The following is a 14,914-nucleotide window of genomic DNA, read 5'->3' on the forward strand; positions in this document are numbered from 1 at the left end:
CGGAAAGAATTCCAAGGCTTGATGTGGGGATGACCGAAGCGCCCGATCCACCCACCCCCGTGGCCACGCCCGCCCCGCCGCCCGCGCGGTCGCCCGAACAGGCGGCAAAGGCCGCGCGGCTGGCCTCGGCGCTGCGTGACAACCTGCGTCGGCGCAAGGTCGCGCACCGGCCGCCGGCCCGCCCCGGCAACTGAAAGTCATCGGGCACGGGGCCTCCGGGCCTTTCGCTGGACGGTACGGCCGCGCTAGATAGCCGACCCTTCGTCGGACCTCTGGCCCTTCCGCCCTCTGACGATCCGAATCAGGAACGACATGGACAGCATCGCGGTACAGGGCGGAACTCAGCTCTACGGGGAGATCCCGGTCAGCGGCGCCAAGAATTCGGCGATCAAGCTGATGGCCGCCACCCTGCTGACCGACCAGCCGGTGCGACTGACCAATATGCCGCGTCTGGCCGACACGAAATTCCTGGGCCAGCTGCTGCGCCAGTTCGGCGTGACGGTGACCGAGTCGGACGGGGCGGACGGCCAGCAGACCGTATTCGACGCCGGGTCGATCACCTCGACCTTCGCCCCCTATGATCTGGTGCGCCAGATGCGGGCCTCGTTCAACGTGCTGGGGCCGCTGCTGGCGCGCACCGGTCATGCCAAGGTCTCCCTGCCGGGCGGCTGTACCATCGGGGCCCGGCCCGTCGATCTGCACATCGACGCCCTGTCCAAGCTGGGGGCCTCCATCGAGATGGACCAGGGCTATGTCTCGGCCATGGCACCGAAAGGCCTGCGCGGGGCCGAGATCGAGTTTCCGTTCGTCTCGGTCGGGGCCACCGAACACACTTTGATGGCGGCGGTCCTGGCGCGCGGCACGTCCGTGCTGAAGCGGGCGGCGCGCGAGCCCGAGATCGGCGACCTCGTCCGCTGCCTGATCTCCATGGGCGCGAAGATCGAAGGGGTGGATACCGACACCCTGACCATCACCGGCGTGACCTCCCTGACCGGCACCGACTGGGCGGTCATCCCCGACCGGATCGAGATGGGGTCCTATGCCTGTGCCGTGGCCATGGCAGGCGGCGACGTGCGGCTGACGAAGGCGCGGCCCGAGCTGATCGACGCCTTGACCGATCGCATGATCGAGGCCGGGGTCGAGGTCACGCCGACCGAGGACGGCGTGCGGGTCAAGCGCGACCGTTCGCAACGGCTCAAGGCCGTTGACGTTCAGACCGAGGTCTATCCCGGCTTCGCCACCGACCTGCAGGCACAGTTCATGGCCCTGATGACGACGGCGGAGGGCGTCAGCACCATCCACGAGAACATCTTCGAGAACCGCTTCATGCACGCGCCCGAGCTGGGCCGGCTGGGGGCCCAGATCGCCGTCCACGCGGGCGAGGCCAAGGTCACCGGCGTCGAATGGCTGCGCGGAGCCCCCGTCATGGCCACCGACCTGCGCGCCTCGGTCAGTCTGGTGATCGCCGGTCTCGCCGCCGAGGGCGAGACCACGATCGGCCGGGTCTATCACCTGGATCGCGGCTTCGAGCGGCTGGAAGAAAAGCTCGGTGCCTGCGGGGCCGAGATCCGGCGCATCCACGGACCACCGGTGGAAGGTCCCGCCGATGAGCACTGATACTGATATCCAGCCCGCTGCCCCGACCGAGGCCGAGGTCGCGGCCCAGGTCGAAAGCACGAAATCCGGCACCAACGAGCCCCTGCGACTTCTGGCCGAGGACGCCGAGGACCTGGCCATCATATCCGCCGCACTTCAGGACGCCATCCTCAGGCCCGCCGACATCGTCTGGGAGCGGCCAGCGCGCCGTCTGACCCTGACGCTCAGCCGCTTCTGCTGGGAGTGCGGTGGCACCCGGGTCATGGCGGCCATGCAGTTCGGCGACGTCCTGGCGGTCAAGAGCCGGGGCCTGCCGCGCCTGCCCGACACCCCGCTGGAACTGCTCGCCATTGATTTCGAGGAGGGCGAGGCGCCCGGCGGCAAGGTCACCCTGATGTTCGCAGGCGGCGGCGACCTGAGAGCCGAGGTCGAATGCCTGGACGCCGTGGTCGCCGACCTGTCCGACCGCTGGGAAGCGCGGGTCGCTCCCACCCACCTCGACGGCGAGGATTCAGAGACATGAGCGAACACCGCCTGGCCTCCATCACCCTGGACGCCGCCACCCTTCCGGCCGCGACCGCCGAGATCGAGCACGAACGCCGCGTCGCCATCTTCGACCTGGTCGAGAAGAACAGCTTCGAACCCGCCGGTTCGGACGTCGGCCCCTATGCCCTGGCCCTGTCGCTCCAGGATAACCGGCTGGTGTTCGACATCGCGGGACAGGGTGCCGCCGAGGGCTTCGCCCGGACCTATGCGCTGTCGCTGACGCCGATGAAGACGGTCCTCAAGGACTATCTGCTGATCTGCGACAGCTATTACGAGGCCCTGCGCGGTTCCTCGCCCAGCCAGATCGAGGCCGTCGACATGGGCCGTCGCGGCCTGCACAACGAAGGGGCCGAACTGCTGAAACAGCGGCTCGAGGGCAAGGTCGTGGTCGATCACGAGACGGCCCGTCGGCTGTTTACGCTGGTGTGCGCCCTGTATCGGCGCGGCTGAACTCGACTTCCCCGCCATCTTCGTGCATTAGCCGCCCCTTCTTACGGCTCGCGCTTCGCCCGGCGCGGGCCCAGATTCGTATTCACCGGGCGTGAGAGGCCGCATGGCTAAGGAAGAACTGCTCGAGTTTCCCGGTACGGTGTCGGAACTGCTTCCGAACGCGACCTTTCGCGTGACCCTGGAAGAGGGCGGCCACGAGATCATCGCCCACACCGCCGGCAAGATGCGCAAGAACCGCATCCGCGTCCTGGCCGGAGACAAGGTGCTGGTCGAGATGACCCCCTATGATCTCACCAAGGGCCGCATCACCTACCGCTTCAAGTAAGGGCAGGCTCGCGTGAGCCGCCCGGACCTGGTGCTGGCCTCGGCCAGCCCGCGCCGCATCGAATTGCTGGCGCTGATCGGCATCACCCCCGATCGCATCGACCCCGCCGATATCGACGAGACGCCCGGCCGCGACGAAACCCCGTCGCGCCTCGCCGCCCGCCTGGCCCGGTCCAAGGCCGAGGTGGTCGCCGCCCGGTCGCCCGGTGCCGTGGTCCTGGCCGCCGACACCGTCGTCGCCGTCGGTCGCCGCCTGCTGGAAAAGCCGGCCGACGAGGCCGAGGCGACGAAATTCCTGACCCTGCTGTCCGGCCGCAATCACCGCGTCTTCACCGGCGTCGCCGTCGCGACGGGCGAGCGGACAATCCACCGCGTCGTCGACACCCGCGTGTCGTTCAAGGTCCTCTCGCCCGCCGAGATCGCGTCCTACGTCGCCGGCGGCGACTGGCGCGGCAAGGCGGGCGGATATGGCATCCAGGGCCCGGCTGGGGCCTTCGTGACCCGCATCGTCGGCTCCTATCCCGCCGTCATGGGCCTGCCGCTGTTCGAGACCGTCAACCTGCTGGCCGGCGCGGGCTGGCGGCGCGGCTGATGCCCGAGACGGAGGTCTTCCTCGACGAACAGCCCGGCGAGACCCGGGGCATCATCGCGCGGGACGGCCGGTTCGAGACCCTGCTGATCCAGCGCGAGACCGACGAGCCGACCCACCGTCTGGGTGCCCGCATTGTCGGCCGGGTGGTGGAGGCCGACCCCGGCCTGGGTGCCGCCTTCGTCGATCTGGGCGGCGAGCCCCCCATGGGCTTCCTGCCCTTCTCCAAGGCCATGCCCTTGCACGTCGGCCAGGCCGTCGAGGTCGAGGTCGTCGCCGAACCCCGCGAGCGCAAAGGGCCGGCCCTGCGCCTGATCGGCGCGGCCGAGGGCGATCCGCGCCTTCTGACGCCCGGTCCGACGGTTGCCGACGATCTTGCCCGCCTCGCCCCCGGCGTCCCGGTCCAGAGCGGTGTCGCCGCCATTCAGGCATCGTGGGACGCCGAGGAAGAGGCGCTGGCCGATGGCGACTTCTACGCCGAGATCGGTCTCGATCTGGCGGTCCAGCGGACCCGCGCCCTGATCGCGGTCGATATCGACTATGTCGGCCTGCCGGGTCGTGACGGACGAAAGGGCAGGACGGCTGCGAACCGGCTTGGCCTCGTCCACGCCGCCCGGCTGATCCGGCTCAAGCGCTGGGGTGGACTGGTCGCGATCGATCTGATCGGAACGGGCCACGATGCGGCGATCGTCGCCGCCGAGGCCAGGGCGGCCTTTGGTGCCGACCCGGACACCGCCCCGGACATCGCCTACGGACCACTGAACCGGTTCGGCGTTCTCCAACTGGCCCTGCCGTGGCGGCGAACACCACTGGAAGACGTCCTGAACGGCTGGGTTGGTCGCCAGACCCCACTGACCCGGACGCTCGACATCGTTCGGCGGCTGCGTCAAGCGATCCTGTCCGACACCACGATCCCGCGCCTGGTCATGCACTGCGCCCCGGCCGAGGCCGCTCTTGCCGCTGAGTTGGTCTCGCGTCTTGGGCCCCGTGCGGGACTTAAGCCCGATCCCGGCGTTCTGCCCGGACGCAGTGAAATCCGCGAGGCCTGACCATGGCGACCTGTCCGATCTGCAAACGGCATCCGGCCGTCCCCGAATACCGCCCCTTCTGTTCGCGCCGCTGCGCCGACGTCGATCTGGGCAAGTGGTTCAGCGGAGGATACGCCATCCCCGTCCGCGACGACGAGCCCACCGACGACGCTCCGGCCGGTCCCGGATCGCGACAAGGCGGCGAAGACGGCTGAACGACGCTGGACACCCCGGATCGGCTCGATTATAGACCCCGCTCCCGCGACGCCCTCGGCTCCGGGTCGTGTGCGCCTGGGTAGCTCAGTTGGTAGAGCAGCGGATTGAAAATCCGCGTGTCGGTGGTTCGAATCCGCCCCCAGGCACCATTCCTTCTCGTGACATCGCCAATTTTCCTCCCCGTCCGCCGCCGCCTGTCCGCTCTCGGTGTCGATGCTGCGAGGTGCGCCGCCCGGGCCTGAGTCTTGGGCCGCCGCCAATGTATCGACAGCGGCTTTTCTTTCCTTCTCCCGTTGGGAGAAGTGGCCGCGAAGCGGACGGATGAGGGTCGGGTCTGTCCGTCGGCGAAGCCGTCGCACGGACGGTGATCCGGCTGTCGCCGACAGAAGCATCCGCCCTCACCCTTTCGCGCAAGAACGATGGCTGCGCCGCCGTGCGCTCAAGCCCTCTCCCAATGGGAGAGGGACGGCCTCAGCGCGTCTCCAGACTCCTGGCTCAGCGGAATAAGCAGAGAATTCTGGCTTGTCCGACGCCTCCAACTCGCGAACTTCAGCCGACCCGATCCCTTGCCCTGCCGAGGGATACGACCGTTTCTGACGCCGAGTAGCCCCGATCTACGCGCCCAGGTATCCCACGCGGCTATACTGCTCTTCGTCCCGTCGCGGGGAAGGGCGCAAGGCCTTGCGATCTTGTAGCGGCGGGGGTGTGTGGAGCGGGATCGGACTGGGGGATGCCGGCGCCGTCGAAAGACGGGGTCGCCCCGGACCGTCAAAGGGTCTGGCGCAGAGAGTCGGATCGTTCAGGGGACGGGCACGCAAGGCGCCCGCCCTCCCGCCGGGGGCGCGGTAGCGGCAAGGGGTTAAGAGCCCCGCTGGTTCGTGGAAACACGAGCCGTACAGCTCCCGGAAAACCACATGCGCGGAGCGTTCGTCTTTCGCCGAAACGGCATTTTCTATTCTTTTCCGGGTGAGAGCCCGGACGCTCCGCCGGCCCTTCCCATAACTTCAGCGCATCGGCGCGTGAGGGCGAAGAGGCGTGTGTGAAGAGTGATTTGTGGCTGGTGATTTGCGATTACTGGTTGCCGGGTCCGGCAGCGGGCTCTGTCGCCCGGCAGTCACGCAGCGTCGAAGATGCGACAACCACTAACCACGAACCACTAACCACCAACTCCGCGCCGCTTTCTCGATTCCCCAGACAATTACTGTCCCTCGCTGTCATTATGCTGCACTGCAAACGGCAAAATGTTGCGTCGCAGCACGAAATCGATGTGATTCATGCATCATCGTTTCGCCGTTTTTGCCCATTGCATATGGATTTGCAGGCTCGTTTCGCTCTGCGGGCGAAAAGCACCATTGCGCCCTTGACGCTCTGATAACCGTTCGCCAAAGACGCTTGACCACGTTCGCATTAACGCGAGGTCGACAACATCCACGGACCCGTCCCGGCGGTGCCGACCAGACTATGGTTCCCCTTGGGGCAACCAGATGCGATACAAGGCGTTCCGCCTGCGGCCTTTTGGCTCGGCAGTCGGGGCAAAACCGAATTTCATGGGGGGGCGGTCGCATTTCGCGGCCGGTCTCCAAGGTCAAATAGCTTCAGACCACAAAGCAGGAACTGGCGACAAATGCTGGATAGCAAGAAGACGAACATCCTCCTCGCCCTGGCCGGCGCCGCCGTCCTGATGGCGAGCAGCCCCGCGCTTGCGCAGGACCCCGCGGCCACGGCCGCTCCGGCCGCCGCCGCTCCCGCAGCGACGACCCCGGCTCCGGCAGCGACCCCTGCGGCCGCTCCTGCCGCCGAAGCCGAAGACGGTGGCCACAGCGCCGCCGGTCTGACCCCGATCGACATGTTCATGATCGCGACCCCGGTCGTTAAGGCCGTCATGATCGGCCTGCTGCTGGCCTCGATCTTCTCCTGGACCCTGCTCATCATCAAGCTGCTCGAGTTCGGCAGCCTGAACCGCAAGACCGACCGCTTCCTGGAAGAGTTCCGCCAGACCCGGACCCTCGCCGACATGCGTCGCGTGGCCACCGACGAAGCCTATGACGGCAACCCGCTGGCCGACATGGCCGCTGCCGCCACCGAGGAAATCGAACTGTCGCGTCAGTCGGGCCTCTCGGTCGCCGGCGACAACAAGCATGACGCCCTGGCCCGTGCCCAGCACGCCGTTTCCGCAGTTCAGGCCGGCCTCGCCGCTCGCCTGTCCGGTGGACAGCAGTTCCTGGCCTCGACCGGCTCCATTGGCCCGTTCGTGGGTCTGTTCGGTACCGTGTACGGCATCATGAACTCCTTCATCGGTATCGTTCAGTCGAACACGACCAACCTGGCCTCCGTCGCCCCCGGTATCGCCGAGGCTCTGCTGGCCACCGGTATCGGCCTGTTCGCCGCTATCCCCGCCGTCGTGATGTACAACTACTTCAACACCCGCATCTCGGCCTATGGCACCCGTTCGGACGGCTTTGCTGCTGAACTGCTGAACGCCGTGTCGCGTCAGCTCGACAAGGGAGCCTAAGACGGATGGCCGCCAAACTCGGAGGTTCGGGCGGCGGTAAGTATCACGTCGAGCAGAACGCAGAAATCAACGTCACGCCTTTCGTTGATATCATGCTCGTCCTGCTGATCATCTTCATGGTGGCGTCTGCGGTCGCCACCCCGGGGGTGGAAGTGAAACTTCCGATCGCTCTTGTGCCGCCATCCGACAACCCGCCCAAGCCCGTGTTCATCTCGATCACGACGGACGGCCGGGTCTACATCGGCGACGGTGAATCGAGCTACGACACCCTCGGTAGCGACCTGACGGCCCAGATCGGCCGTCGGGACCCGACCAAGGAACGGATCTACATCCGCGGCGACCAGGACACGCGATATGGCGACTTCATGCAGGCGATGAATTCCCTGCAGGATGCCGGCTTCTACAGCGTCGCCCTCGTCGGCGAAGACAAAGGTTAGGGAACGGGAGATCACATGACAGATACACCCGTCGAATATCACCGCAGTCGCTACGACGCCCCTCGCAAGAAGGTGTCGCCCGTGACCTGGCTCATCGCCTTGGCGGTGGTGTTGGTTCTCTTTGTCGCGCTCGTGATCTGGGTCCAGAAGACCAAGTTCGAGATGCAACAGGTGGCGTTCGAGGACGACGCTGTGGACGTGGACATCGTTGCTCCGCCTCCGCCGCCTCCTCCCCCTCCGCCGCCGCCGCCTCCGCCGGACACCCCGCCGCCGCCCAAGCTGCAGGTCCGTCCTCCGGTCGTGGTGCCCAACGCGCCTCCGCCGCCGATCACCCTGCCGATCGAGCCGACGAAGAAGGAAGACCGGGTCGAATACACGGGTCCCCCCGTGATCGTCCCCGGACCTCCGCCTCCGCCTGCGCCTCCGGCTCCGCCTCGCCCGTCGGTCATCACCAACGTGGCCTGGTCGCGGCCTCCGCGTCCGACCGCCGACGACTTCCCGGCTCGCGCCATGGATCGTGGCGTCAGCGGCTCAGCGACCGTCTCCTGCACCGCCCAGGCCAACGGCCGTCCGGCGAACTGCCGGGTGGTTTCGGAAACGCCAGCGGGCATGGGCTTCGGCCAGGCTGCCGTGCGTATCGTCCAGCGGGGCCAGCTTTCGCCCCGCACCGTGGATGGCGCGGCGACCAATGCGACCTTCACCGTCCGGGTGCCGTTCAACCTGGGCGAATGATCGCCGCCTGACATCGATACGGGAACGCCCCGAAGCTAACGCTTCGGGGCGTTTTCGCGTTCAGGCCTCGCGGCCTGCAATGGATGCTTGATCCCTTCGGACAGCGCCGCTAAAGACCACCCCTCGCGCGGGGCCAGTCGGCCCACGCGATCGATGCGCCGCCTTAGCTCAGTTGGTTAGAGCGCCGGTTTGTGGAACCGGAGGTCCTCAGTTCAAGCCTGAGAGGCGGTACCATCGTCAGCGGCACAGATCGCTTTCAGCGTATCCGCAGGCCGCATCGACTCGATGCCAGCCGATGGGGTCAAACGCTTTTCTAACTTTTTGGGACACAGCAGAACGCGCCGCTGCCTGGGGCAACGGCGCGCTGAGAGATCAGGCCTGCGGTGCGGTCAACCGTTTGGCTTTTTCTTGCCCTTGAACGGCTTGGCTCCGGCGGGCTTGGCGGTGGGTTTGCCCCGTGCGTCCTTCGCCCCCCAGGGCCGATCGCCGCCTTTGGGCTTGCCCTTGAAAGCCGGTTCTCCGCCCGGTGCGGGATGGGCGTCCGACGCCGGTGCCCAGGCGGCCTTTGGTGCAGCCCCAGCGTCCTTCTTGACCCACGGCTTCTTGGCCGGAGCCCCAGTATCGACCTTGCCGGCCCACGGTGTCCGCTCAGCCGCTTCCGGCTTGTCCCGCTTGACCCAGGGCTTCTTCTCGCCGGCTGGCGCGCTGTCCTCACGCTTGACCCACGGCTTCTTCTCACCCGTGGCGGCACCGTCCTCGCGCTTCACCCAGGGCTTCTTCTCGCCCCTCGGCGAGGTGCCGCCTTCGCTCTTGTCGGCCCAGGGTTTGCGGGCAGGACGATCACCTGCGTCGCCGACCGGCTTCTTGTCCCAGCGGCTTGCGGGCTTCTCCTTCGGACCCGGTGCCACGGCGTCGGCGACGGTGACGCCGTCTTCGGTCGAGGTCGCGACGGCGGCGCGGAACTTGGCCTCGGCGGCCTTGGTGATCTCGAACTTGGTCTCGCGATCAAAGATCTTGATCGAGCCGATGTCGCCCTTGGTCACGTGACCGATGCGGCAGATGGTCGGCAACAGCCATTTCGGATCGGCATTCTTGTCGCGGCCGATGTTGACCCGGAACCAGACCATCTCGCCGCCCCGGGCGAAGTCGGTCAGGGGGCCGTCACGCTGGCCGCGATCGTTGACGCCGCTGACCTGGGCCCGCTTCATGCGCTCGTCGTCATAGACGTCTTCCGGCGCGGGCAGCTTCTGGCGATACAGGCGGATCAGCGAGGCCGCGACCTGTTCGGGCGTGGTCCGCTCCAGCAGCAGCCTGCCCAGCTCCAGAGCTTCCTCGTCGTCGACCGGCGCGGTCAGGGCGGGATCGGCCAGCAGCCGCTCGCGGTCCTTCTCGAGGATCATCTCCGCGCTCGGAGGCCCCGACCATTCGGCGACGATCGAGGCCGATTGCAGCATCAACTCCACCTTGCGGCGGCGCGTATAGCTGACCAGCAGGACCGAGACGCCCTTCTTGCCGGCCCGCCCCGTCCGACCCGAACGGTGCAGCAAGCCCGCCTTGTTGACCGGAATCTCGGCATGGATCACCAGCCCCAGATCGGGCAGGTCCAGACCCCGTGCCGCGACGTCGGTGGCGACGCAGACCCGGGCATGGCCGTCCCGTAGCGCCTGCAATGCTTCGGACCGCGCACTCTGGGTCAGTTCGCCCGACAGGCCCACGACCGAGAAGCCGCGTTCGCGCAAGGACGACGTCAGATGCTTGACCCGTTCACGGGTGTTGGCGAACACCAGGGCACCGGGGGCCTCGAAATAGCGGAGCACATTGACGACCCCGAGCTCGATCTCGTTCGGCGCGATGCGGATGGCCTTGTACTCGATGTCGGCGTGGGACTTGTTGCCGGCGACCGTATCGATGCGCAGGGCATCGCGCTGATAGGTCTTGGCCAGCTGGACGATGTCACGGGCCAGGGTCGCGGAGAACAGCAGGGTCCGGCGCTCGGGCGGCGCGGCGTCCAGGATGAAGGTCAGATCCTCCTGGAACCCCATGTCCAGCATCTCGTCGGCCTCGTCGAGGACGACCGCCTTGGCTTCTGACAGGTCGAGCGCGCCGCGTTCCAGATGGTCACGCAGACGCCCCGGCGTGCCGACGACGATATGGGCACCGCGTTCCAGCGCCCGACGCTCGGTCTTGGGGTCCATGCCGCCGACGCAGGAGACGATCCGCGCTCCGGTCTGGGCATAGAGCCATTGCAGTTCCGACGAGACCTGCTGGGCCAGTTCGCGGGTCGGGGCGATGACCAGGGCGACGGGATTGCCGAAGTCGGTGAACTTCTCCGCATCCCCCAGCAGGGTCGTCGCCAGGGCCAGGCCGAAGGCCACGGTCTTGCCCGACCCGGTCTGGGCCGAGACCAGCAGGTCGCGACCGGACCCGTCGTCGTTGGGAGCGGCGTCCAGCACGGCGGCCTGGACGGGGGTCGGCTCGGCATAGCCGCGATCGGAAAGGGCGCGGTCGAGCGCGGGATGACTGGCGGGGAAGGGCATGATTGTCTCGTAGGGCGCTTTGGGCGCGAAGGCGAGATACGCGCGGTCGCGATGTCTCGTGAAGGGGCGGCCATCTGCGCCCATATCAAGGCCGAATGGTGGTGACATCGGCGTTTGTCGCGCGGCGTTCGGCGAAGATATTAGGTCTCGTCGATCGACTCTGATGACAAGTTCGGCCAACGGCGTCATCACTGCACGGCGTTACTCGGGGGAGTCTCATGTCGAAATCACTGCTTATGGCCACGGTCGCACTCGCGCTCGTCGGCGGCACCGCCCATGCCCAGCAACGGTTACAGCCCGGCGCGCCGGCATACGGCGACCTGCGTCAGGGTGACGAGCAGCTGGACTCGGGGGAGTTCGTCGATACCTGGACCTTCCAGGGTCGGGCCGGGGACCGGGTGTCCCTGTCGATGAGTTCGGGCGATTTCGACCCCTATCTCCTGATCAACGGCCCCGGCGATTTCTCGGATGAGAACGACGACGGTCAGGACGGCGATACCTCGGCGGCGCTGGATCTGCGCCTTCCGGCCGACGGAACCTACCGCGTCATGGCGACCAGCTATGAACCGGGCGAGAGCGGCCGCTACACCCTGGCCTTCCAGAGCGGCCAGGCGGGTCGTATGGGCACCGGCGTGGGCGGCAGCATCGCCGATCGCATCGGGGCCAGCGCGCGGCGGGGCCAGAACAACGTCCTCCAGCCCGGCGCGACGGTGCGCGAGGCCTTGGAGCGCAGCGACTCGCGGCTCAGCACGGGCGAATACGCCGACGGCTGGCGGTTCCGTGCCCGGCGTGGCCAGACCTATACCTTGACCCTCCAGTCCGGGGATTTCGATGCCTATCTGGTGGCGCGGGGGCCGGGCGGGCTGAGCGAGGACAACGACGACGATCCCGGCAGCCGGGGTTCCACCGACAGCGCCATCACCTTCACTGCCCCAGCCGACGGCGAGGTCCAGGTCTCCGCCACCACATTCGAGGCCGGGGAGACCGGTGCCTACAGCCTGACGCTGGAAGAGGGCGGTCAGGTCTATGCCGAGGAGCGCGGCAGCAATGGCCGATACGGTCGGGCCCCACAGCCTGACCGATCGCAATCGGCCCCTTCCGGGGCCCCCATCCGGGTCGGCGAAACCCGCGACGGCCGGCTGGGGCAGGGGGCTCGCACCCTGTCGAGCGGCGAATACGTCAACACCTTCACCCTGCGCGGAAGGCGTGGTCAGGAGCTGGATCTGCGGCTGTCTTCGGGCGAGTTCGATCCATACCTCCAGATCGAGGGCCCTGGCGGCTTCTCGGCCTTCAACGACGACGATGCGGATGCGCAGGACAGCCGCGACAGCCGCCTGATCGTCACCCTGCCCGCCGACGGAACCTATGAGATCGCGGCGACCAGCTATGAGGCCGGCGAGAGCGGCCGCTACCGGCTGTCGGTCGGCGACGGCTCCAGCTATCGCCCGCAACCCCAACCCAACGCGCCGCGTGGCCAGGGACCGGGCACGGGCGGAAGTCTGCGCATCGGCGATACGGTCGGCGGGGCGCTCCAGGCCGGCGACGACACGCTGGACAGCGGTGAGTACGTCGACACCTTCACCTTCCAGGGTCGGCGGGGTCAGCGGGTGGCGGCGGAGCTGACCTCCTCGGCGTTTGACGCCTACATCATGCTGACCACCCCCTCGGGCAATCAGATCGAGAACGACGACGGCGACGACGGCACCAACAGCCGCCTCGACACAGCCCTGGCCGAGGACGGTGAATACACCGTCGCCGTCACCTCCTACGAGGCCGGCGAGACCGGGTCGTACCGCTTCAGCGTCATGCCTAGCCAGGGCTCGCCGCGCCAGGCCTCGGTGCCGGGCGGGCCGCGCGTCTATGCCATCATGGTCGGGGTGTCCGAATACGGCGATGCGCAGTCGGACCTGCCCTATACCGACGACGATGCCCTGAAACTGGCCGAGACCCTGCGGCGCGAGGGCGTACTCAACCCGGCCAGCGTCACCCTGACCAATGCCCAGGCCACGGTCGCGAGCGTCGAGAGCGCCTTCCGACGCGTGGCCCAGCAGGCCGGGCCGGACGACATGTTCATGTTCTTCTTCTCGGGCCACGGCTCGCAGACCGAAGGCGAGGTGTCCCAGGTCAGCGCGATCGAGCCCGACGGCCGGTCCGAGGGCATCGTGCTCAGCGACGGCGAAATCTCTGATCGCGAGATGGCGCGGCTGTTCGGCACCCTGCGGACCCGACTGTCGCTGCTGGTGCTGGACAGCTGTTTCTCGGGCGGGTTCGCGCGGAACGTCGTGGATCGGCCCGGCGTGATGGGCCTGTTCAGTTCCGAGGAGGACCTGACCAGCGCCGTCGCCGACAAGTTCGAGGCCGGTGGCTATCTCGCCCACTTCCTGCGCTCGGGCCTGTCGGGTGAGGCGGACGGCGACGGCGACACCATGGTGACCGCCGGCGAACTGGCCACCTATCTGCGACGCGAGTTCACCACCGAGGTCGCCGGCGTCGAGGCCGAGACATCGGAGGGCCAGCGCAACTACCAGAACCTAGTTATCGACCGTGGCGGCGTTCAGGTCGACGACGTCGTCATCCGCCTGGCCGACAACGGCCGGATGGGGGCGGGCAGCCACTGACCACCCTTGGACGCAGAAAGGCCGGCGAGCACCGCAATGCTCGCCGGCCCCTGTCTTTCAGCCCCCACTGAAAGACGTCCCAGCCCCTACTGGAACTGTGTCTCGCCGGTCGTTGGGCCATAACCCGGACCAGGAGCGTAGTCCTTCAGATCCCGTTCGGGCGCGACCGGGGCCTGCATGACATAGGGATCGCCGTAGCCTTCGCCGCCCTGCGGGACGTGGGTGACGTAGGGGCTATCGACCGCCGGGGAGGACGAGTGAACGGCATCGCAGCAGTCGTCCTCGGGGCGATCCTGGGCCGGGGTGTAGTGGATTTCCGGCGGGGCCACGGTGACCTCGGACGGACGGACCCGGACGTTCGGCGCTTCCAGATAGATCTGGGCCGGGGCGACGTTGACCGGCGGGGCGTCGACCCAGACGGGCGGGCCCTGGATGTAGACGACTTGCGGCGGGACGTTCACCGGCGGCGAGGCCACACGGACGCCTTGCGAGCGCAGGGTGACGGGGGCCGGGGCCGGGACGTGGCCGTAGAAGGGCTGGCTGTAGACCGGCGCGTTGCACTCGCCGCAGCCGTAGGAAGGCGGCGGGGGAGGCGGTGCCACCGGGCCGCAGGCATTGCCGCTACCGTGCGGGATACGGCTGCCGTAACGACCGCCGTAGCCGCCACCATAACCGCCACCGTATCCGGGGCCGCAGACGGGAACGGGCGTCGGGAGCGGGACGGGCGCCGTGCAGCACGGTCCGACCGGGGCCGGGGCGCAGCAGGGGCCGGCCGGGATCGGCACGGGAGCGCCACAGGTTCCCTGGCCGCCGTAGTAGGCCGCGTAGGAGCCCTGCTGGGACACCAGGCGGCGGCCGAAGCCCGAGACCGAATAGCCGAAGGGGGCGCTGGGGCCGGCCGTGGCGACACAGCCGTAGTCGTGGGAGATCGCGACCCCACCGCCGCCGTCGCCATAGCCGGGACCTGCGGGATAGAAGCCGTCGCCGCCACCGGCGTAGCCGCCGCCACCGCCACCGATGCTGTACTGGCCGTAACCGGAATAGCCGCGGGCGTTCAGGACGGAGCGGCCGTAGCTGGCGTTGCTGTTGGAGTTCGAGTTCGCGTTGGAGTTCGCGTTCACATTGACGTTGACGTTGTTGTTGAAGTTGCCGTTGACGTTGCCGCCCCGGTTCCAGCCGCCGCCACCGCCGTGACCACCACCGCCGTAGCCGCCACCGCCGTGACCACCGCCACCGCCGTAGCCTCCGCCACCGTGACCGCCGCCGCCGGTGTAGCCACCGCCGCCGCCGCCGCCGCCGCCGCCACCGCAGCTGGAGCCGCAGCCCCCA

15 protein-coding genes and 2 tRNA genes are annotated in these 14,914 nt (G+C 67.9%); 15 read left to right on the forward strand and 2 right to left on the reverse strand.

What is annotated here, in order from left to right:
- Positions 1 to 29: 29 nt before the first annotated feature.
- The 14 genes from ACILQR_RS04055 (at position 30) to ACILQR_RS04120 (ending at position 8,664) form a co-directional block, all read left to right on the forward strand.
- Positions 30 to 194: a hypothetical protein gene (locus ACILQR_RS04055; protein WP_395650218.1), complete on the forward strand. Its 165-nt coding sequence runs from the start codon at positions 30 to 32 to the stop codon at positions 192 to 194.
- 118 nt (positions 195 to 312) lie between these two features.
- Positions 313 to 1,617, forward strand: a complete 1,305-nt coding sequence (gene murA, locus ACILQR_RS04060; RefSeq protein ID WP_395650219.1) for a UDP-N-acetylglucosamine 1-carboxyvinyltransferase — start codon at positions 313 to 315, stop codon at positions 1,615 to 1,617.
- Positions 1,607 to 2,119: a DUF2948 family protein gene (locus tag ACILQR_RS04065; protein ID WP_395650220.1), complete on the forward strand. Its 513-nt coding sequence runs from the start codon at positions 1,607 to 1,609 to the stop codon at positions 2,117 to 2,119. Before murA ends, ACILQR_RS04065 begins: the two co-directional genes overlap by 11 nt.
- Entirely contained in the window at positions 2,116 to 2,592 is a 477-nt protein-coding gene (locus tag ACILQR_RS04070; protein ID WP_395650221.1) for a UPF0262 family protein, read from the forward strand. The genes ACILQR_RS04065 and ACILQR_RS04070 overlap by 4 nt, the downstream gene beginning before the upstream one ends.
- Positions 2,593 to 2,695: 103 nt before the next feature.
- Positions 2,696 to 2,917, forward strand: coding sequence for a translation initiation factor IF-1 (gene infA / locus ACILQR_RS04075; protein ID WP_271144945.1), 222 nt, complete (start codon positions 2,696 to 2,698; stop codon positions 2,915 to 2,917).
- A 12-nt stretch (positions 2,918 to 2,929) separates the two neighbouring features.
- Positions 2,930 to 3,508 carry a Maf family protein gene (locus ACILQR_RS04080; protein WP_395650222.1) on the forward strand — a complete coding sequence of 193 codons (579 nt, stop codon included), beginning with the start codon at positions 2,930 to 2,932 and terminating at the stop codon, positions 3,506 to 3,508.
- Positions 3,508 to 4,554 (forward strand): RNA-binding protein, encoded by a 1,047-nt coding sequence (locus ACILQR_RS04085; protein WP_395650223.1) that lies wholly within the window; start codon positions 3,508 to 3,510, stop codon positions 4,552 to 4,554. Before ACILQR_RS04080 ends, ACILQR_RS04085 begins: the two co-directional genes overlap by 1 nt.
- Positions 4,555 to 4,556: 2 nt before the next feature.
- The gene (locus ACILQR_RS04090) at positions 4,557 to 4,748 is read left to right on the forward strand and encodes a DNA gyrase inhibitor YacG (RefSeq protein ID WP_395650224.1); all 192 of its coding nucleotides are present in this window, start codon (positions 4,557 to 4,559) and stop codon (positions 4,746 to 4,748) included.
- 74 nt (positions 4,749 to 4,822) lie between these two features.
- Positions 4,823 to 4,898: transfer RNA gene (locus ACILQR_RS04095), tRNA-Phe, on the forward strand.
- A gap of 890 nt (positions 4,899 to 5,788) precedes the next feature.
- Entirely contained in the window at positions 5,789 to 6,121 is a 333-nt protein-coding gene (locus ACILQR_RS04100; protein WP_395650225.1) for a hypothetical protein, read from the forward strand.
- Between the two features lie 252 nt (positions 6,122 to 6,373).
- The gene (locus ACILQR_RS04105; RefSeq protein WP_395650226.1) at positions 6,374 to 7,261 is read left to right on the forward strand and encodes a MotA/TolQ/ExbB proton channel family protein; all 888 of its coding nucleotides are present in this window, start codon (positions 6,374 to 6,376) and stop codon (positions 7,259 to 7,261) included.
- A gap of 5 nt (positions 7,262 to 7,266) precedes the next feature.
- Positions 7,267 to 7,698: an ExbD/TolR family protein gene (locus ACILQR_RS04110; RefSeq protein WP_395650227.1), complete on the forward strand. Its 432-nt coding sequence runs from the start codon at positions 7,267 to 7,269 to the stop codon at positions 7,696 to 7,698.
- Positions 7,699 to 7,713: 15 nt separating this feature from the next.
- Entirely contained in the window at positions 7,714 to 8,430 is a 717-nt protein-coding gene (locus ACILQR_RS04115; RefSeq protein WP_395650228.1) for an energy transducer TonB, read from the forward strand.
- Between the two features lie 157 nt (positions 8,431 to 8,587).
- Positions 8,588 to 8,664 (forward strand) — tRNA-His (locus ACILQR_RS04120).
- Between the two features lie 155 nt (positions 8,665 to 8,819).
- On the opposite strand, the gene ACILQR_RS04125 is transcribed toward ACILQR_RS04120, so the two are convergent.
- Complete coding sequence (locus ACILQR_RS04125; RefSeq protein ID WP_395650229.1) at positions 8,820 to 10,967, reverse strand: DEAD/DEAH box helicase; 2,148 nt, start codon at positions 10,965 to 10,967, stop codon at positions 8,820 to 8,822.
- A 218-nt stretch (positions 10,968 to 11,185) separates the two neighbouring features.
- On the opposite strand from ACILQR_RS04125, the gene ACILQR_RS04130 reads away from it, so the two are divergent.
- A complete protein-coding gene (locus ACILQR_RS04130; protein ID WP_395650230.1) occupies positions 11,186 to 13,585 on the forward strand; it encodes a pre-peptidase C-terminal domain-containing protein in 2,400 nt (799 codons plus the stop codon).
- Positions 13,586 to 13,671: 86 nt separating this feature from the next.
- On the opposite strand, the gene ACILQR_RS04135 is transcribed toward ACILQR_RS04130, so the two are convergent.
- A partial coding sequence (locus tag ACILQR_RS04135) for a hypothetical protein (protein WP_395650231.1) occupies positions 13,672 to 14,914 on the reverse strand: 1,243 nt, incomplete at its 5' end.

This window comes from Brevundimonas sp. (assembly GCF_044239655.1).
Taxonomy (GTDB): domain Bacteria; phylum Pseudomonadota; class Alphaproteobacteria; order Caulobacterales; family Caulobacteraceae; genus Brevundimonas.

Bases quoted from the DNA above. Each gene is read 5' to 3' on its own strand.
- ACILQR_RS04070 (WP_395650221.1), top strand. From the start codon at position 2,116: ATGAGCGAACACCGCCTGGCCTCCATCACCCTGGACGCCGCCACCCTT.
- ACILQR_RS04090 (WP_395650224.1), top strand. From the start codon at position 4,557: ATGGCGACCTGTCCGATCTGCAAACGGCATCCGGCCGTCCCCGAATAC.
- infA (WP_271144945.1), top strand. From the start codon at position 2,696: ATGGCTAAGGAAGAACTGCTCGAGTTTCCCGGTACGGTGTCGGAACTG.
- murA (WP_395650219.1), top strand. From the start codon at position 313: ATGGACAGCATCGCGGTACAGGGCGGAACTCAGCTCTACGGGGAGATC.
- ACILQR_RS04125 (WP_395650229.1), bottom strand. From the start codon at position 10,967: ATGCCCTTCCCCGCCAGTCATCCCGCGCTCGACCGCGCCCTTTCCGAT.
- ACILQR_RS04115 (WP_395650228.1), top strand. From the start codon at position 7,714: ATGACAGATACACCCGTCGAATATCACCGCAGTCGCTACGACGCCCCT.
- ACILQR_RS04130 (WP_395650230.1), top strand. From the start codon at position 11,186: ATGTCGAAATCACTGCTTATGGCCACGGTCGCACTCGCGCTCGTCGGC.
- ACILQR_RS04055 (WP_395650218.1), top strand. From the start codon at position 30: ATGACCGAAGCGCCCGATCCACCCACCCCCGTGGCCACGCCCGCCCCG.
- ACILQR_RS04065 (WP_395650220.1), top strand. From the start codon at position 1,607: ATGAGCACTGATACTGATATCCAGCCCGCTGCCCCGACCGAGGCCGAG.
- ACILQR_RS04085 (WP_395650223.1), top strand. From the start codon at position 3,508: ATGCCCGAGACGGAGGTCTTCCTCGACGAACAGCCCGGCGAGACCCGG.
- ACILQR_RS04110 (WP_395650227.1), top strand. From the start codon at position 7,267: ATGGCCGCCAAACTCGGAGGTTCGGGCGGCGGTAAGTATCACGTCGAG.
- ACILQR_RS04105 (WP_395650226.1), top strand. From the start codon at position 6,374: ATGCTGGATAGCAAGAAGACGAACATCCTCCTCGCCCTGGCCGGCGCC.